The sequence below is a fragment of the Marinobacter excellens LAMA 842 genome (assembly GCF_001574445.1).
Classification (GTDB): domain Bacteria; phylum Pseudomonadota; class Gammaproteobacteria; order Pseudomonadales; family Oleiphilaceae; genus Marinobacter; species Marinobacter shengliensis.
Genome location: NZ_LOCO01000026.1, coordinates 36,161 through 52,758, shown reverse-complemented (window position 1 = coordinate 52,758; position 16,598 = coordinate 36,161). Strand labels below are relative to the sequence as shown.

Genomic DNA, 16,598 nt, shown 5'->3' with positions numbered 1-16,598 from the left:
GGATAATCTAAATGCGAATTACTATCAATGTATGTCAGGTGTCAGCATTGTTCACCTGGCCGGTTTGAACGCGCCATTGCGCAGCGTAGGCGCCGTTTAGCGCCAGCAGTGTCTTGTGGTCGCCTTGTTCGACCACCTGGCCTCCGTCGATCACCGCGATGTTGTCCGCGTCAACAATGGTCGACAATCGGTGGGCGATCATGATCACGGTTCGGTTGTGGCCAATGCGCCGGAGCGAACGCTGAATTGCCGCTTCGGTTTCGTTGTCCACGGCGCTGGTGGCTTCATCGAGTACCAGAACCGGAGGATCTTTCAGCAGCGCACGGGCCAGAGACAGTCTTTGGCGCTGGCCGCCGGAGAGGCGTACCCCGCGTTCGCCAACCGGAGTATCCAGGCCCTGGGGTAACTGGCTGATGAACGACCAGGCCTCTGCTGTTCGGGCCGCTTCGATAATCTCTTCATCGGTGGCGTCGGGCTTACCGTAGGCCAGATTGTCGCGAATGCTGCCTTCAAACAGGTAGACATCCTGGCTGACCAGACCGATGGCGTCCCGCAGGGATTTCAGGCTCACGTTCCGAATAGCCTGACCATCCAGGCGGATCTCGCCGTGGGTGGGGTCATAGAATCGCAACAGCAGTTTGATCAGGGTTGATTTGCCAGAGCCGGTTGCGCCCACCAAGGCCAGGGTATTGCCGGCGGGTACCTCCAGGCTGATGTCGTTAACACCAGCACCGCTACTGGCATAGTGAAAGCCCACCTGGTCAAACGCCACGCTGCCCTGAACCGGTTGTTCAAGGTCTTTGCCAGCCTGGTCCCGAACGTTGACCGGTTCTGCCAGCAGATCGAGAATTCGTCGGGTGCTGGCCATGGCGCGCTCGAACAGGTCAATAACCTCAGCGAGGCCCGTCAGGGGCCAGAGCAGGCGTTGGGTCAGGAATACCAGCACGCCGTAGGCACCGACGTTGAGGTCGCCGTTCAATGCCATCATGCCACCGACTGTAAAGGTCGCCAGAAATCCGGCGAGAATGGCCATGCGAATCACGGGTATGAACGCTGAACTGATACGGATGGCTTGTCGGTTGGCCTCCACATAGGCCTCGCTGGCCTGTTTCAGTCGGCGAGCTTCACGCAGTTCCGCGGTAAAGCTTTTGATGGTGGCAATACCGCCGAGGTTATTGGCAAGACGGCTGGACAAATCACCAACTTTCTCGCGCACATCGGCGTACAGCGGCCCGGCTTTACGCTGGAAATAGAAGGCGCCCCAGATAATCAGGGGGATCGGTGTAAACGCCAGCAGGGCAATCAGCGGGGATAACACAAAGAACACGGCACCCACCGCGACCACAGTGACCACCACCTGAATCATGGCGTTGGCACCCCCATCGAGAAAACGCTCAAGCTGGTTAACGTCGTCATTCATGGTGGCAACCAGCTGCCCGGAGCTTCGAGCTTCAAAGAAGCTCATATCCAGACGCTGGGCGTGCTCATAGGCGTCTTGCCGAAGATCCGACTGCAGGCGTTGGGCCAGATTGCGCCAGAGGATCTGGTACAGGTATTCGAACAGGGATTCGCCCGCCCAGATGAAAAAGGTCAGTACCGCCAGGATGGTGATCTGTTGCTGGGCGGTCTCAAACCCAAGCCGGGCGACAAAGCTCTGTTCCTGGTTCACAACCACATCGATGGCCACGCCAATCAGGATTTCGGGGGCAATATCAAACAGTTTGTTGATGACGGAGCAGGTGGTGGCGGCGATGATCCGCCGACGATAACCCCGGGCATAACGCAACAGGCGGCCGAGTGCCGCAAAGCTGCTGGTGTGTTGGCTGCTTGTGGCCATGTTCCGCTTCCTTCTCGCCGTGGCTGATCTCACTGAAGGCGGGAAGGTTAGCGGATTTTTGACTGAGTTAAAATAGAATCATTATCACCTTCGGCCGTTGCGTTGCAGCCAGCGGTCCAGTTGATCGGCGAATTCTTTGCGGTCTGCCTGGCCGAAGGGGGCGGGCCCGCCGGTGACTTGCCCGGCGTTGCGCATCTCTTCCATGAAGTTTCTCATGGCCAGGCGCTGGCGGATGTTTTCCTTGGTGAAGGCCTGGCCTCTGGGGTTAAAAACGTCGGCGCCGTTTTCGATGGCTTCAGCAGCCAGGGGGATATCCTGGGTGATGACCAGGTCGCCTTTGGTCATCTGGTCCATGATTTCGTTGTCGGCGACGTCAAAGCCTTGGGGTACCTGGCGGCGGCTGATGTAAGGGCTCGGCGGCAGGGTGATGGCGTGGTTGGCGATGAAGGTGGTCTGGATTTGCCAGCGGGTGGCGGCGCGGCAGAGAATTTCCCGGATGGGGACGGGGCAGGCGTCGGCGTCGACCCAGATTGGCATTTTGGTGTTCCTTTGTTGGCTTGTCGTTGGTGCATTTTAACCGTTCATCAGGTGAGCTTGTTAGTTTTGGGCCGCGTATTTGTCTCTATGCCGTCTAGGGTTCCGGTGCCTGTGTCATTGGGTGCCGCTTTCCAAAAACCGCTACGAGCACATCCATGTGCGCTTCTCTCAGGCCATCCATGGCCTTCGAAATTTTTGGAAAGCGGCCCCCAATGACACCGATCTGACAGCTCGGATGCCTCCGCGGTTTGGCAATTAAATCGAAAGATGAGGGAACGCGATGAACGTTCTGATTTTGGGATTGTTAATGCTCTTATCGTTGTTGTCTCTGCAATCAGAGGCAGCCGAGAGCGAAGCCTGGACTGCCCTCGCGGAGGGCCGGGCGGTTCTGATGATGCGACACGCTCTTGCGCCAGGCACGGGCGATCCCGGCGGGTTTGACCTGGAGGATTGCAGCACACAGCGCAATCTCAATTCGGTTGGGCGGGAGCAAGCGCGTTCGTGGAAGCCGTTTCTGGAGTCTCGGGGTATTGCCGAGGCCAGGGTGTTTTCCAGTCAGTGGTGTCGGTGTCTGGATACGGCTCGGGAAATGGAGATGGGTGAGGTGACGGGGTGGCCGGCGTTGAATTCGTTTTTTCGGAATCGAGGTGATGGCGATACCCAAACGCGGCAAACGATTGCGTTGGTGAATGAGCTTGAGCCGGGGGCGGCGGTGATTTTGGTGTCGCATCAGGTGAATGTGACGGCGCTGACCGGGGTTTTTCCGGCTTCCAATGAGGGTGTGATTCTGGCGTTGCCGCTGTCGGAGAATCCGACGGTTCTGGCGAGGGTGTCTCCCGGGCGGTAGTGGTATAATTCTGTGCTCATTTAATTAACAGGAAATGATAATGTCTCAATTGCCCCCATGCCCCCAATGCAATTCTGAATACACCTATGAAGATGGCGTTCAGCTGGTTTGCCCCGAGTGCGGGCATGAGTGGACCGCGGCGGAACAGGCTGAGGCCGAGGCCGGTAAGGTGGTTCGGGATTCCAACGGTAATGAACTTCAGGATGGTGATACGGTCACTGTGATCAAGGACTTGAAGGTTAAGGGGTCCAGTCTGGTGGTTAAGGTAGGCACCAAGGTCAAGAACATTCGCCTGGTGGATGGCGATCACGATATTGATTGCAAGATTGACGGTGTTGGTGCTATAAAACTCAAGTCGGAGTTTGTGAAGAAAGCCTGATTCCCGTCGTCATCGGCAGCACAGGAGCGGTGCCATGGTGGATAAAGAAAAGGACGTTTTGCCGGAGCAATCTGCCCGGAATCATGAACTTCATCAGGAGCTGCCGATTGATTTCCCCGACCCTTTCTTCCGGGGGCTGCACCGGGTTATTCGCTTTGCCATAAGGGTGCTCGCGGTGCTGATGGTGGCGGTAATCCTGTGGGGCGTGGGTGATGTAGTGTATATCATTTACGAACGCCTGCTGACGCCACCTTTTCTGCTGTTGGATATCAACGATATCTTCTTCACCTTCGGTGCCTTCATGGCGGTGCTGATTGCGGTGGAGATTTTCATCAACATCCGGCTTTATTTGGGCACCAATGTGTTCCCGGTTCAGCTGGTGGTTGCTACGGCACTGATGGCGATTTCCCGGAAGGTCATTGTTCTGGATTTCGATACGCTTACTCCCATGTACCTGCTGGGTATTGCCGCAACCACGCTGGCTCTGGGTATCACATACTGGTTGCTCAGCCGAAAGAATTCTGGTGAACACTGGCACGACTAAGTTATATGCCAAGTACTTGATGTGTTCGATATCGGGTAGAAACAGGCTTCTGCCCAGATTCCCTAAGCCTGTCTCTTTTAACCGCGGATAGTTAGGCCTCTAAAGCCTGCACCTGCTGTTCCAGCTCCTTAGCCAGACGGGGGTCGAGCTTCAGGGCTGCGGCGAGTTGGTCAAGCCAGGCCCGCTCCATTGGGTTCTGGTCGTTGATCATCACCGCGCTGACGACATAGATTTCACGGCTTGCTTGTGGCGAATCGGAGTTTCTGGCGAGGGCTTGCGCATCCAGGGGGCCGTCAAACTGTTGCTGAATCCAGGCGTGTAATTCGTCGTCTGGTCCTAATTTCTCGATTTCCTGAGTGAGCAAAGCCCGTTCATTGGCGTCTATGTGGCCATCGGCCCTGGCGGCCATGATCATGGCCTGGAGTATTTCCAGTCCTCGCCTCTCCTGGTCAGCACCTTGAAGCTGTTCCAGAGGTCGCCCTTGTTGGGTGGGCGCTTGTTGCGGTACCCCCTGGGCGTTGTTCTGATAATTTTGGTAAGCCTTGTAAGCCAGCGCGCCAACGCCAGCCAGGGCCCCGTATTTGAGCGCAGTGCCTCCCATTTTCCTGCCGCGTTTAGAACCCAGCATCAGGCCCAGGGCGCCGCCGCCCAACAGGCTTTTCACGTCAACCCCGCTGCTGCCACCTTTGCTGCCAGAAAGCTGGTTGCCTAAACCTCCCATGAGGCCCTTTACATCCATTCCGCCGCCGCTCTGGGATTGGCCACCCTGAGCCTGACCCATGATCTGATTCAGTACCGACATGACATTCATTACTCATCTCCTGATGACGTTGTTGCCCGTGGCTTGTTGGTTGATTGTAGCTTCAGTAAACCATGACCAACAAGAACCGGGGGTGAACGTATTGTCAGGCGCCCGCCGGTAAAGTTCCTTTGATCATTCGTGGACCTTCGACTAAACCTTAAACAGAGTGCCAACCACCCCAACGCTGCCGCTGCCCGCCACAAGCAGGTTGTCTGTGCAGCCAGGCTTTTATCCCGAGGCCGGGGGACAGGAGGATGGAATGAGACGAATCCACGAATTCCATGTGGATAGCACCCGCTATCTGGATGACCACGGCAGACCACTTGCGGAACTGCCACCGCAGGCCGAGAACATTGACAGAGTGTTGGATGCCTATCGAAATATGGTGCTGACACGCACCTTCGATGCCAAAGCCATTGCGCTGCAACGCACTGGAAAATGCGGTACCTATCCGTCTGTGCTGGGGCACGAGGTGGTGGGCACAGCCATTGGTCAGAGCATGGCGAAATCTGACGTGTTCGTGCCCTATTACCGGGATCAGGCTAGTCATATTTTGCGGGGCGTGAGCCTGACTGAATTGCTGCTTTACTGGGGTGGCGATGAGCGTGGAAGCGCCTGGAAGAATTGCCCGGAAGACCTACCAATATCCGTGCCGATTGCCACCCAATGTTGTCATGCGATGGGCGTGGCGGCGGCCATGAAGATCCGGGATCAGAGCCGGGCTGTGGTGTGTTGTATTGGTGATGGAGGCACATCAAAAGGCGACTTTCTGGAGAGCATTAATCTGGCCGGTGCCTGGCATTTGCCCGTTGTATTTGTAGTGATCAATAACCAATGGGCGATTTCCACGCCGCGTAGCCTGCAAAGCGGCGCGGAGACCATTGCGCAGAAAGCCATCAGCGCCGGATTGCCGGGCCACATTGTCGATGGTAACGACTATTTTGCGGCGGTTGAAGCCATGGATGCTGCCATTGAGCGGGCCCATGCGGGCAAAGGTGCGACGGTGATTGAAGCCGTTACCTATCGCCTGGGCGATCACACCACCGCCGATGATGCTACCCGCTACCGAACCGCGGAGGATCTCAAACGTGCCTGGGAAAAAGATGGCATCAAGCGCTTGCAAAACTGGTTGCATGACAACGCTTTGTGGAGCCCGGATCAAGAAAAAGCCCTGCAGGCTGAGTGCAAGCAAACCGTAGAAAAGGCCGTTGAATCCTACCTGGCCACCGAGGCCGAGCCGCCCACTGTCATGCTGGATTATCTGTTTGAAGCCCTCCCCGCCGCGCTGCAACAACAGCGTGAGCAGATTGCCACTAAATACCGGGAAGGTGACGTATGAGCAAGGCGCAGGTTGTTGGATATACAAGAGATGTCACTCTGGTGGAAGCCGTCAATATGGCCTTGCACCGGGCGATGGCAGATGATGCTAACGTGGTGGTGCTGGGCGAAGATATTGCCACCAATGGTGGCGTGTTCCGGGCCACCGTTGGTCTGAAAGAAGCGTTTGGCTTCAAGCGGGTGATGGATACACCCCTGGCGGAAAACCTGATTGCCGGTACGGCTATCGGTATGGCCACACAGGGTCTGAGGCCGGTGGCGGAGTTTCAGTTTATGGGCTTTATCTACGCTGGCATGGAGCAGATCGTCAGCCACGCCGCCCGCATGCGTAATCGCACCCGCGGCCGCCTGCATTGCCCACTGGTGTTTCGGGCACCGTTCGGTGGCGGTATCCATGCCCCCGAGCATCATTCGGAAAGCACCGAAGCCCTGTTTGCCCACATCCCCGGCCTGCGAGTGGTCATTCCAAGTTCCCCGCAACGGGCGTATGGCCTTTTGCTGGCGGCCATCCGCAATCCGGACCCGGTGATCTTTCTGGAGCCCAAGCGTATCTACCGGGCAGTGACCCAGAGCGTGGAGGACAACGGTGAGGCGCTACCGTTGGATACTTGCTTCACCCTGCGCGAAGGCGATGACGTCACCCTCATCACCTGGGGCGCCTGTGTGCAGGAAACCTTGCTTGCTGCCGACAAGCTGGCGGAGCAGGGCGTCAGCTGCGAGGTGATCGACGTCGCCACCGTCAGCCCCCTGGACCGGGAAACCCTGCTGTGCTCGGTGGCCAAAACCGGCCGTGCGGTGATCGTTCACGAAGCCTGCCGCAACGGCGGTGTTGGTGCCGAAGTAGCGGCTTCAATCGCCGAAGGCGCCTTCCTGGACCTTCAGGCCCCGGTGGTGCGAGTCACCGGTTACGACACCATCATGCCTTACTACCGAAACGAGCAGTACTACCTGCCCCAGGTAGAAGACATCGTTAAAGCCGTCGAACAGGTGATCGCGCTCTAGGAGGATAACCATGAAAAACTTCAAACTCCCAGACCTGGGCGAAGGCCTCCCCGAAGCCGAAATCGTCGAATGGCACATCAAGGTGGGTGACACGGTGGATGTGGACCAGGTACTGGTCAGCGTCGAAACCGCCAAAGCCATCGTTGAAGTGCCGTCGCCCCAGGCCGGTACCATTGCCAAACTTTATGGCGAGCCCGGGGACATCATTCACACCGGCGAACCCTTGCTGGCTTTTGAAGGAGAGGGTGACGACACAGGCACTGTGGTGGGGGAACTGAAATCATCCGGAAAAGGCGATGGCAACGGCGCGCAGCAAGATCAGTTTATCGTCGGTGCGGCCCCTTCCAGCAAGCGGGCCCGGGCCAATCGCGCCACACCCGGAGTGCGTGCACTGGCAGAACGACTGGGGGTTGGCCTGGAATCCATCAAGGGCAGCGGCCCGGGTGGCCTGATCACCACTGACGACGTGCACAAACAGGCCAGCCACCAGAAACAACTGGGCGACGCCGCCCCCCTGCGCGGCACCCGTCGCACCATGGCCAAGAACATGGCGTTGTCCCACGCCCAGGTAGTGCCGGTGTCTATCTTTGAGGACGTGGATATCGGTGACTGGAAAAAGGGCACCGACATCACCATGCGCCTGGTGCAGGCCATCGGCAAGGCCTGCGAAGCTGTGCCGGAACTGAATTGCTGGTTTGATGGCGACAACCTGAGCCGGCAACTCCTGAACGAGGTGCATGTGGGCATCGCCGTAGACACTGCGGACGGCCTGTTTGTGCCGGTGTTGCGGGACATTACCCATCGTAGCCAGAAGGACCTGCGCCAGGGCCTGGAGAACCTGCGCGAGGCGGTAGCCACCCGCAAGATACCGCCGAGAGAGATGCAGGGCGCCACCATTACCCTGTCCAATTTCGGAACCATGACCGGCCAGTACGCCAACCCTATTGTCAGCCCGCCACAAGTGGCCATCGTGGGGGCTGGGCGAATCCGGGATAAGGTTGTGCCACATAACGGCACTGCGACCATTCGTCGCATCCTGCCGCTGTCGCTTACCTTCGACCATCGGGCGGCAACCGGCGGGGAAGCCTCGCGGTTTCTGGGGGCGATGGTCCAGGCCCTGAATAACGCATCGTGACCAGCCAACACTATTTGATGAAAACGGGTTAAAACACACTTGCCATCACGGCAAGTGATGGCAACACTTACTTCGAAAAGACTTCAAGACCACATAACAACAGAGTTAGTACCCATGAAACGCACACATTTATTCAACGTCGGCCTCCTGTTGGCTGCCGCGACACTGGCTGCTCCTGTCCTGGCTCACGATTACAGCCAGGGCGACATTCACATAGAGCACCCCTGGAGCCGACCAACCCCCCCGGGCACGCCCATGGGCGTGGGTTACATGATCATTAGTAATCACGGCAATCAGGATGTCACCCTCACCAGTGCCCAATCACCCCGGGCGGGTAACGTGTCGATCCACGAAACCCACATGCACGACGGAGTGATGCGCATGAGCCCTGTCAAAGGCGGGCTGGTGATTCCCGCCGGGGAGACCGTTGAGTTGAAACCTCACAGCTACCATCTGATGTTGGAACAGCTCACCCAGCCATTGGCGGAGGGTGAGTTCATTCCTGTGGAATTGGCTTTTGACGGTGCTGAGGGCATGGCCGTAGAGCTGGAGGTGCATCCCCTGGACGGCAAAGAAAAGGCAATGGACCATTCCGGGATGCATCATCACTGACTTTACGCCACGCTCCAGGTAAATGGTACCTGCCTCTGTCTGCGGTGACCTGGTGGTTACTGTTCTGCGTTGAATCAGGTTTCCAGATTCGGCTCAAACAGCTGAATAAACCGGGTAAAGCCAATCCGTCCCCCTTTGACATACTCAAAATCCGACAGAATGGCCAATGCGGGGTTGCGGATGCCGGCAAGCATCCGCTTGAAGTCGAGGCTGTCAATGCGCACATGGATGCTGGCATCTTCCGAGACGCCCTTCCGGAGTTCTGACGCGCCACCTCTCACCGTGAGCGTGAAGCTCTGCTCCAGGTCGGGAAACTCAAACACGACGGATTGATAGATGTCCCATGCGGCTTCACCTTCAAGGTTGACACTCATACCGTCGAAGAAGGCCCTGATGGGAATGCCTTCAAGCATCGTATCGTTGGGAGTTACCGCCATCAGTGGCAGGATGATGTCGCCCGCCAATTCGGCGGCGGAGGTCAGGTAGTAATGGCGGGCTCCGGGATTGGTTTCGGCTGACGCCAGGGCATGCAAGGCGAGAATGCGATGCTCTGTGGCGGCCTGGTGTTCCGGACTCAGCCGCAGCACATAGTCCGTCAGCTCCAGCACCCATTGATGGTCTTCGTTACTGGCAGCCTTCTCCACAGCAGTCATCAATGCATCTTCACCGCCGGCCAGTTGGGCCATGCGCTTGGCTTTTTCTCCGGGTGGCGTAGGGTGCAGGTTGCTGGGGTTGCCATCGAACCAGCCAAGTGTTCCGCCAAAGACCATACGGGCAGACCACTCCGGTTTGCCATAAAACTCCTGCAGGAACGGGGACCGCGCCAGGCGGGGCGGCAGGCGGATTTCATGGGCAATGTCATCAGGGGTTTTGCCGGCATTCATCATTCGGATGGTCTGATCATAAACGTAGCGAATAGCATCCCGGTAGTCGGTCAGGTGCTTGCGGATCTCCGCTTTGCCTGTCACCGGGCGTGAGTGGCCGGGTACCAAATATTCCGGCTCCAGATCCCTCATCCTTTCCAGGCTGTCAGCCCAGGTTTTCGGGTCGCGGTAGCTGGTGCCGCGAATGGTGTAGAGGTTGGGAAAGGCGCGGTAGAAGTTGTCGCCCGGCAGCAGCACTTTCTGTTTTGGTAGCCACACCACCACCTGGTCGTCGGTCTCGCCAGGTGCGTGCTTGAGTATCATCTCCACACCGCCTACGGTAATGCTCAGCTCGTCTTGAAAGGTCTGAGTCGGTCGCAGAATCTGCAGGGTGCTGTGTTCCTGTAAATCCACAAAGGGGCCGATACCCACATTGGTTCGGTCGGCATCGGGCAGCCGGCTGCCGTACATACGAAAAGAACGCTGGGTGATGATGGGCTGGAGTACACTCACGGTCTGGTCGACTGCTTTCTCCAGAGAGTGGTGAGCATAAATTTCGACCGGGTCGCCGTTGTTGATAAAAGCTGGCGCCCCATGGATATGGTCTGGATGCGAGTGGGTATAGATAATGGCCCGCACTGGCTTGTCAGTGATTGCCCTGAAGCGCTTGGCGATTCGTTCCGCCGCTTCCAGGGATTCCATGGTGTCGACAATCGTGACGGCATCATCGCCTTCGATCATGATGGAATTGGCGATGCCGAAGCCAACGGCAACGTAAACGCCGTCGGTGACTTCAATCACGTCTTCCCGGAATTCTTCGCCATGGCGGTCAAGCGCTTCGGGTGTCAGGGTTCCGGATGCCGGCGGCCTGTCGGTGCCGGAAGGGCTGCAGGCGGAAATCAGGAGGACGCTCAGTAACAGGAAGGCGATGCGGGGCATGGTCAGATCCTTAATGTTGTTGTTTCTGGTAGCGCACATGAGTGTTGCACTGATCGTGACTGTTGAACCAGGAGGCTTTGCTGTTGGCCCGTGAAGTGATGGAAGAGTATCAGGTCTTTATCTATCTGATGGCTATCTGCCTGGGCCTTTTGGTGGGAGTGTGGATGCCCGACCTTGGTGGGCGTCTGGAATGGATTCTTTGGCCTCTACTGGGCTCTTTGCTCTACGCGACTTTTACCCAGGTGCCTCTGGTGCGCCTGCGGGATGCGTTTGCAGCGCCTCGATATATGTTCGCGGCGGTGATTGGCAACTTTCTTTTGCTACCGTGCATCGTCTGGGGATTAATGGCGCTTGGCCCGGCTATTCCAGCTGTCCAGTTGGGTCTGTTGCTGGTCTTGTTGGTGCCCTGTACTGACTGGTTTATCACCTTTACCCATCTGGGGGGCGGTGACACCAGAAGTGCCATTGCGTTCACGCCCATTAGCCTTTTGCTCCAGCTGCTGCTGTTGCCATTTTACGTGTGGTTGTTCCTGGGCACAGAGATCACCGCCAGTGTGGCCCAGCAGGAGTTGATACTGGCATTCGTCGGGTTGATAGTCGCGCCCTTGATTGCGGCTTATCTGACGGAAACCTGGGTGGCGCGGAGCAAAAACCGGCAATCTGTTGTGATAGCTCTTGGTTGGCTGCCGGTACCGTTGTTGGCCCTGGTGGTCTTCTGTATTGCAGCCGCGCAAGTGAATCTGGTCTTGGCGTCGGTTGGAATTCTTCCCTGGCTATTGCTGCTCTTTGCCGCATTCTTGCTGGCTGCCGGGATGTTGTCGGTGGTCGTCGCCAGGGTTGCGCGGTTACCGGTCAAGCAGGGCAGGGTGTTGGCGTTCAGCTTTGGCAGCCGGAATTCGTTTGTCGTCCTCCCACTGGCGCTGTCATTACCCGCCTCGTATGAGCTGGCCGTCGTTGTGGTGGTGTTTCAATCCCTGGTGGAGCTTTTCGGGATGGCTTTTTTCCTGTGGTGGGTTCCCAAGAAGCTCCACCGTTAACCTCCCTGGCCTGAATTACGCTGGTTTGTCTGAATGCCCGAGGGAGTGCTCCGGCGCTATCTGATCCCGCACCAGTTGCTTCAATTGCTTGATGTCCGGGAAGCCTCCCTGTTCCTTGCGGGACCAGATACGGGTGTTGTTTACCCAGACTTCGAAGATGCCGCCGGTTCCGGGTTTCAGGGTAAGTTCGTCGACCATGCCGTCGAAGGTGGTGAGCAGTTCCTGGGCCATCCAGGTGGATCTCAGCATCCAGTTACAGCCGGTGCAGTAATGTAAGGTGATTCGCGTTGCCATTTGTTAATGCTTCCTGCATGGAAAAATCTATGTGCCATGCTATCAAATGATGTGTGGTGTTTCCTTCGCTCAAGGCAATGGACGGCAGTGTGCAATCAATGTCATCAGACTATCCGGCAATCGGCCAACTATACCATCAGCATTCCCGGCAGGTGCTGGCTACCCTTATTCGTTTGTTAGGCGACTTTGAACTGGCCGAGGAAGCCATGCAGGAGGCGTTTGCCGCTGCTGTGCGCCAGTGGCCTGAAGAAGGGCGGCCGGATAATCCGGTTGCCTGGCTGATCCGGGCCGGCCATCACAAGGGCATTGATCATATCCGCCGGGGTCAGACCGCCAGGCGCTATTCGCATCTGATGGCGGTAGACGAAGAAAACTCTGAAGCTGCCGCTCCAGAGGGTATCGAAGACGACCAGCTTCGGTTGCTGTTTATCTGTTGCCACCCGGCGTTATCTTTGGATGCACGAGTTGCGCTAACCCTCCGGGAAATGTGCGGCCTGACCACAGAGCAGGTAGCCAGCGCCCTTCTGCAAAAGCCGGCCACCCTGGCCCAGCGGATTGTGCGAGCCAAGAAGAAGATCCGTGAGGCGGGGATTCCCTACGAGGTGCCGGAACCGAGGCAGCTTGCCGAGCGCTTGCCCGGGGTGCTTCGGGTCATTTACCTGGTGTTTAACGAGGGCTATTCCCGGAGCGATGGGGATTCGCTGGTGGATGTGAGCCTGTCGGGCGAGGCCATTCGGCTGGCTGAGGTGCTGGCAAGATTGCTTCCCGAGGGTGAAGTGTTCGGCCTGTTGTCACTGATGCTACTGCACGATTCCCGCCGAAGCGCCCGTGAGGACGAGCAGGGCGATCTGATTACGCTCGAGGATCAGGACCGTTCAAGGTGGGACCAGAAGCAGATCGAACTCGGGCTGAAGTGGCTGGAGCAGGCACTGGCGAGAACGCCGGCCTCTCCGTATACCCTGCAGGCATCCATAGCGGCGGTGCACGCCCAGGCTCGCCGGGCCGAAGACACGGATTGGCGGCGAATTGCCCGGTTATACGATGCCCTGTATCGCCAACACCCATCGCCGGTAATAGCGCTTAACCACGCTGTGGCCGTTGCCATGCGGGATGAGCCGGAAGCCGGACTGGCGCTCCTGGATGGCTTGCTGGGCAACAAGGAAATCCTGACCTACCACCTGTTCCATGCGGCCCGTGCCGACCTGTTGCGCAGAGCCGGTGATTTCGAATCTGCGATCGTTGCCTACCAGCGTGCCCTGGAACTTGCGACTCAGGGGCCGGAGCGCCGTTTTCTGAAGCGACGGCTTCAATCCCTTTCTGGCGGTGTTTGAAAAAATATTCCCGACCTGTCGATTTCCGGGGTGTTGGCTCGACTAAACAGTAGAACACCCCCCGCAGGAGACGTTTATCGCGCAAAGCGGGCGAACCCAGTTCAAACCAGATCCTGCCCCACTGGCAGAAGGAGGGTAATCCATGAAATACGTTGCTCTGGTGTATTACCAGGAGAGCATTATCAACGCCATGACCGATCAGCAGTGGCATGACCTGAACCAGGAGTGTGTGGCCGGAGTAGAGCGGCTGACCGAACAGGGAAATTACGTCACCGGCCAGCCTCTGCAGCCAACCGACACGGCCACCACCGTGCAGGTTCGCAATGGTGAGGTGTTGATATCCGACGGCCCGTTTGCCGAAACGAAAGAGCAGTTGGCCGGGTTTTACCTGCTGGAAGCCAGAGACCTGAACGAAGCCCTGCACCTGGCCAGCCGGATTCCACCGGCACGCTTCGGCAGCATTGAAGTGCGGCCGGTACGGGAGCTGCCACCGAAAGACTGAATCAGGAGAAAAGTCATGAGTTATATCGATGGATTTGTGGCCGCCGTGCCAACCGCAAACAAACAGAAGTACATCCAGCACGCCAGCGATGCCGCCGCGGTGTTCAAGGAATACGGCGCTACCAAGATGGTGGAGTGTTGGGGGGATGACGTGCCAGACGGCAAGGTCACGTCGTTTCCCATGGCTGTGAAGTGTCAGCCCGAGGAAACGGTCGTGTTCTCATGGATTGAATGGCCGTCCCGCGCAGTGAGGGACAAAGCCATGCCCAGAATCATGGACGATCCGCGCCTGCAGCCGGATGTGAACCCTATGCCGTTTGATGGCAAGCGACTGATCTACGGCGGCTTTGAAGCGGTGGTGCTGGAGTAGCAGTGCCTGCTGGCACCGCCTGTGGTCAGAGCCCGGCTTTGCGGGCCCTGGCCGCATGCAGCTTCTTGTAGCTCTCGATCATCTTCAGGTGCCGGTCCAGGCCGCGCAGGTCCATGCCGGTTTCCTCCAGGCCATAGAAGCGCACCGTGCCGTTAATGGAGCCGACCACGGCGTCCATCACCTCGTCACCAAACATACGGCGGAAGTTGTAGAGGTAGTCGTCCAGCTCCAGTTCTTCGTTCAACGTGGCTTCGAGCGCCGCGTTCATGGCCTGATAGAACAGGCCCCGTTCGACGGTGTTGTCATTGAACTGCAGGAACATATCCACCAGCTCCTGGGCCTCTTCCAGTTCGCCCAACGCCAGGTAGATCAGCAGTTTCAGTTCCAGAATGGTCAGCTGGCCCCACACGGTGTTCTCATCAAACTCGATGCCGGTGAGGGTGACGATAGTCATGTACACGTCCAGCTCAGCCTCTTCCAGGCGCTGCACCAGATCGGTCAGTTCGTCTTCATCCAAACGGTGCAGGTTCAGGATGTCTTCCCGGAATGCCAGCGCCATGTTGGTGTTGTCCCACACCAGGTCTTCCACCGGATACACCTCGGAGTAGCCCGGCACCAGAATGCGGCACACCGGAGCGCCCAGGTCTTCGAATACCGCCATGTAACATTCCTTACCCATGTCCGCGAGGATGCCGAACAGGGTGGCGGCTTCTTCTTCGTTGGTGCCGGAGAAATCCCACTCCACAAAATCGTAGTCGGATTTGGCACTGAAGAAGCGCCAGGACACCACGCCGCTGGAATCGATAAAGTGCTCAACGTAGTTGTTGGGCTCAGTTACCGCCATGGAGTTGAACGTAGGCGCGGGCAGGTCGTTCAGGCCTTCAAAGCTGCGGCCCTGCAGCAGTTCGGTCAGGCTGCGTTCCAGTGCCACGTGGAAGCTGGGGTGCGCACCGAAGGAGGCAAAGACGCCGCCGGTTTTTGGGTTCATCAGGGTCACGCACATCACCGGGAACTGACCACCCAGAGAGGCATCTTTCACCAGTACCGGGAAGCCCTGTTCTTCCAGGGCTTTGATGCCCTCAACGATCTCCGGGTACTTGGCCAGCACACTCTCGGGCACGTCCGGCAGGGCGATTTCGTTTTCGATGATTTCTTTCTTCACCGCCCGCTCGAAGATTTCGGACAAGCACTGCACCTGGGCTTCCTGCAGGGTGTTACCGGCGCTCATGCCGTTGCTCAGGTACAGGTTTTCGATCAGGTTGGAGGGGAAGTACACGGTTTCCCCATCCGACTGGCGCACATAGGGAATGCTGCAGATACCGCGCTCCGGCGTGCCGGAGTTGGTGTCGAACAGGTGGGTGCCCAGCAGTTCGCCGTCCGGGTTGAAAATCTCCAGGCAGTAATCGTCCAGGATGCCCTCGGGCAGCTCGCCGTCCGGGCCGGGCTGGAACCATTTCTCGTTCGGGTAATGCACGAACTCGCTGTTGGCGATGTCCTGGCCGAAGTACTGGTCGTTGTAGAAGAAGTTGCAGTTCAGCCGCTCAATGAACTCACCCAGGGCCGAGCACAGGGCGGCCTCCTTGGTGGCGCCCTTGCCGTTGGTAAAGCACATGTGGGCGGCGGTGTCGCGCACGTGCAGGGACCACACGTGAGGCACAATGTTGCGCCAGGAGGCAATTTCGATTTTCATGCCCAGGTCTGCCAATATGCCGCTCATGTTGGCAATGGTGGTTTCCAGGGGCAGGTCTTTGCCTTCGATGTAAGTATTCGCTTCGCCTTCCGGCTTCACTGTCAGCAGTGCCTGGGCGTCTTCGTCCAGGTTTTCGACGACTTCAATCTGGAAGTCCGGACCGGTTTGCACCACCTTTTTGACCGTGCAGCGGTCGATGGAGCGGATGATGCCCTGGCGGTCTTTGTCGGAAATGTCTTCCGGCAGCTCCACCTGAATCTTGAAAATCTGCTTGTAGCGGTTTTCCGGGTCTACAATGTTGTTTTGCGACAGGCGGATGTTATCTGTAGGGATATCCCGGGCGTTGCAGTAAACCTTTACAAAGTAGGCTGCGCACATGGCGGAGGACGCCAGGAAATAATCAAAGGGGCCGGGTGCCGAGCCGTCGCCTTTGTAGCGGACGGGCTGGTCTGAGACGACGGTGAAATCGTCGAATTTGGCCTCAAGCCTCAGGTTGTCGAGATAATTGACTTTGATTTCCATGGGCAGCTTACCGGATTC

At 57.7% G+C, this 16,598-nt stretch carries 17 protein-coding genes; 11 read left to right on the top strand and 6 right to left on the bottom strand.

The features are described 5' to 3' along the window. Positions 1-34: 34 nt before the first annotated feature. Positions 35-1,837: an ABC transporter ATP-binding protein gene (locus J122_RS17165; protein ID WP_061333354.1), complete on the bottom strand. Its 1,803-nt coding sequence runs from the start codon at positions 1,835-1,837 to the stop codon at positions 35-37. A gap of 84 nt (positions 1,838-1,921) precedes the next feature. Further along, positions 1,922-2,374 (bottom strand): YaiI/YqxD family protein, encoded by a 453-nt coding sequence (locus tag J122_RS17160; RefSeq protein ID WP_061333353.1) that lies wholly within the window; start codon positions 2,372-2,374, stop codon positions 1,922-1,924. A 307-nt stretch (positions 2,375-2,681) separates the two neighbouring features. On the opposite strand from J122_RS17160, the gene J122_RS17155 reads away from it, so the two are divergent. From J122_RS17155 to J122_RS17145, 3 genes are read left to right on the top strand one after another with little or no spacing between them, the layout of a single operon-like run. Further along, entirely contained in the window at positions 2,682-3,221 is a 540-nt protein-coding gene (locus J122_RS17155) for a histidine phosphatase family protein (RefSeq protein WP_374787271.1), read from the top strand. A gap of 40 nt (positions 3,222-3,261) precedes the next feature. Then, a complete protein-coding gene (locus tag J122_RS17150; protein WP_061333351.1) occupies positions 3,262-3,600 on the top strand; it encodes a zinc ribbon domain-containing protein YjdM in 339 nt (112 codons plus the stop codon). Positions 3,601-3,634: 34 nt separating this feature from the next. Continuing rightward, positions 3,635-4,144 (top strand): phosphate-starvation-inducible PsiE family protein, encoded by a 510-nt coding sequence (locus J122_RS17145; protein ID WP_061333350.1) that lies wholly within the window; start codon positions 3,635-3,637, stop codon positions 4,142-4,144. A gap of 91 nt (positions 4,145-4,235) precedes the next feature. Here J122_RS17145 and J122_RS17140 read toward each other — a convergent pair whose 3' ends face one another. Beyond that, the gene (locus J122_RS17140; protein ID WP_061333349.1) at positions 4,236-4,955 is read right to left on the bottom strand and encodes a tellurite resistance TerB family protein; all 720 of its coding nucleotides are present in this window, start codon (positions 4,953-4,955) and stop codon (positions 4,236-4,238) included. A 250-nt stretch (positions 4,956-5,205) separates the two neighbouring features. Here J122_RS17140 and pdhA point away from each other — a divergent pair, with 250 nt between their 5' ends. The 4 genes from pdhA (at position 5,206) to J122_RS17120 (ending at position 9,033) form a co-directional block, all read left to right on the top strand. After that, the gene (gene pdhA / locus J122_RS17135) at positions 5,206-6,285 is read left to right on the top strand and encodes a pyruvate dehydrogenase (acetyl-transferring) E1 component subunit alpha (RefSeq protein WP_061333348.1); all 1,080 of its coding nucleotides are present in this window, start codon (positions 5,206-5,208) and stop codon (positions 6,283-6,285) included. Further along, a complete protein-coding gene (locus J122_RS17130; RefSeq protein WP_061333347.1) occupies positions 6,282-7,286 on the top strand; it encodes an alpha-ketoacid dehydrogenase subunit beta in 1,005 nt (334 codons plus the stop codon). Before pdhA ends, J122_RS17130 begins: the two co-directional genes overlap by 4 nt. Before the next feature lie 10 nt (positions 7,287-7,296). Continuing rightward, the gene (locus J122_RS17125; RefSeq protein WP_061333346.1) at positions 7,297-8,421 is read left to right on the top strand and encodes a dihydrolipoamide acetyltransferase family protein; all 1,125 of its coding nucleotides are present in this window, start codon (positions 7,297-7,299) and stop codon (positions 8,419-8,421) included. 114 nt (positions 8,422-8,535) lie between these two features. Next, positions 8,536-9,033: a copper chaperone PCu(A)C gene (locus J122_RS17120; protein ID WP_061333345.1), complete on the top strand. Its 498-nt coding sequence runs from the start codon at positions 8,536-8,538 to the stop codon at positions 9,031-9,033. Positions 9,034-9,107: 74 nt separating this feature from the next. Here J122_RS17120 and J122_RS17115 read toward each other — a convergent pair whose 3' ends face one another. After that, on the bottom strand, positions 9,108-10,835 hold the full coding sequence (locus J122_RS17115) for an alkyl sulfatase dimerization domain-containing protein (RefSeq protein WP_061333344.1): 1,728 nt from the start codon (positions 10,833-10,835) through the stop codon (positions 9,108-9,110). 83 nt (positions 10,836-10,918) lie between these two features. Here J122_RS17115 and J122_RS17110 point away from each other — a divergent pair, with 83 nt between their 5' ends. After that, positions 10,919-11,872, top strand: coding sequence for an arsenic resistance protein (locus tag J122_RS17110; protein WP_197463873.1), 954 nt, complete (start codon positions 10,919-10,921; stop codon positions 11,870-11,872). Positions 11,873-11,887: 15 nt separating this feature from the next. On the opposite strand, the gene J122_RS17105 is transcribed toward J122_RS17110, so the two are convergent. Beyond that, positions 11,888-12,166 carry a SelT/SelW/SelH family protein gene (locus J122_RS17105; protein WP_061333343.1) on the bottom strand — a complete coding sequence of 93 codons (279 nt, stop codon included), beginning with the start codon at positions 12,164-12,166 and terminating at the stop codon, positions 11,888-11,890. 98 nt (positions 12,167-12,264) lie between these two features. Between J122_RS17105 and J122_RS17100 the strand changes: the two genes are divergently transcribed. The 3 genes from J122_RS17100 (at position 12,265) to J122_RS17090 (ending at position 14,368) form a co-directional block, all read left to right on the top strand. Then, entirely contained in the window at positions 12,265-13,497 is a 1,233-nt protein-coding gene (locus tag J122_RS17100; RefSeq protein ID WP_061333368.1) for an RNA polymerase sigma factor, read from the top strand. A gap of 142 nt (positions 13,498-13,639) precedes the next feature. Beyond that, positions 13,640-13,999, top strand: coding sequence for a YciI family protein (locus tag J122_RS17095; RefSeq protein ID WP_061333342.1), 360 nt, complete (start codon positions 13,640-13,642; stop codon positions 13,997-13,999). A gap of 15 nt (positions 14,000-14,014) precedes the next feature. Beyond that, a complete protein-coding gene (locus J122_RS17090; RefSeq protein WP_061333341.1) occupies positions 14,015-14,368 on the top strand; it encodes a DUF1428 domain-containing protein in 354 nt (117 codons plus the stop codon). Between the two features lie 25 nt (positions 14,369-14,393). Here the strand turns inward: J122_RS17090 and J122_RS17085 are convergent, their stop codons facing one another. Next, on the bottom strand, positions 14,394-16,580 hold the full coding sequence (locus J122_RS17085; RefSeq protein WP_061333340.1) for an OsmC domain/YcaO domain-containing protein: 2,187 nt from the start codon (positions 16,578-16,580) through the stop codon (positions 14,394-14,396). Between the last annotated feature and the right edge of the window lie 18 nt (positions 16,581-16,598).

Excerpts from the sequence above, each read along its gene's own strand:
- J122_RS17125 (WP_061333346.1), top strand. The coding sequence starts at position 7,297 with ATGAAAAACTTCAAACTCCCAGACCTGGGCGAAGGCCTCCCCGAAGCC.
- J122_RS17155 (WP_374787271.1), top strand. The coding sequence starts at position 2,682 with ATGCTCTTATCGTTGTTGTCTCTGCAATCAGAGGCAGCCGAGAGCGAA.
- J122_RS17100 (WP_061333368.1), top strand. The coding sequence starts at position 12,265 with ATGTCATCAGACTATCCGGCAATCGGCCAACTATACCATCAGCATTCC.
- pdhA (WP_061333348.1), top strand. The coding sequence starts at position 5,206 with ATGAGACGAATCCACGAATTCCATGTGGATAGCACCCGCTATCTGGAT.
- J122_RS17150 (WP_061333351.1), top strand. The coding sequence starts at position 3,262 with ATGTCTCAATTGCCCCCATGCCCCCAATGCAATTCTGAATACACCTAT.
- J122_RS17145 (WP_061333350.1), top strand. The coding sequence starts at position 3,635 with ATGGTGGATAAAGAAAAGGACGTTTTGCCGGAGCAATCTGCCCGGAAT.
- J122_RS17140 (WP_061333349.1), bottom strand. The coding sequence starts at position 4,955 with ATGAATGTCATGTCGGTACTGAATCAGATCATGGGTCAGGCTCAGGGT.
- J122_RS17090 (WP_061333341.1), top strand. The coding sequence starts at position 14,015 with ATGAGTTATATCGATGGATTTGTGGCCGCCGTGCCAACCGCAAACAAA.
- J122_RS17165 (WP_061333354.1), bottom strand. The coding sequence starts at position 1,837 with ATGGCCACAAGCAGCCAACACACCAGCAGCTTTGCGGCACTCGGCCGC.
- J122_RS17120 (WP_061333345.1), top strand. The coding sequence starts at position 8,536 with ATGAAACGCACACATTTATTCAACGTCGGCCTCCTGTTGGCTGCCGCG.
- J122_RS17085 (WP_061333340.1), bottom strand. The coding sequence starts at position 16,580 with ATGGAAATCAAAGTCAATTATCTCGACAACCTGAGGCTTGAGGCCAAA.
- J122_RS17115 (WP_061333344.1), bottom strand. The coding sequence starts at position 10,835 with ATGCCCCGCATCGCCTTCCTGTTACTGAGCGTCCTCCTGATTTCCGCC.
- J122_RS17160 (WP_061333353.1), bottom strand. The coding sequence starts at position 2,374 with ATGCCAATCTGGGTCGACGCCGACGCCTGCCCCGTCCCCATCCGGGAA.
- J122_RS17095 (WP_061333342.1), top strand. The coding sequence starts at position 13,640 with ATGAAATACGTTGCTCTGGTGTATTACCAGGAGAGCATTATCAACGCC.
- J122_RS17105 (WP_061333343.1), bottom strand. The coding sequence starts at position 12,166 with ATGGCAACGCGAATCACCTTACATTACTGCACCGGCTGTAACTGGATG.
- J122_RS17130 (WP_061333347.1), top strand. The coding sequence starts at position 6,282 with ATGAGCAAGGCGCAGGTTGTTGGATATACAAGAGATGTCACTCTGGTG.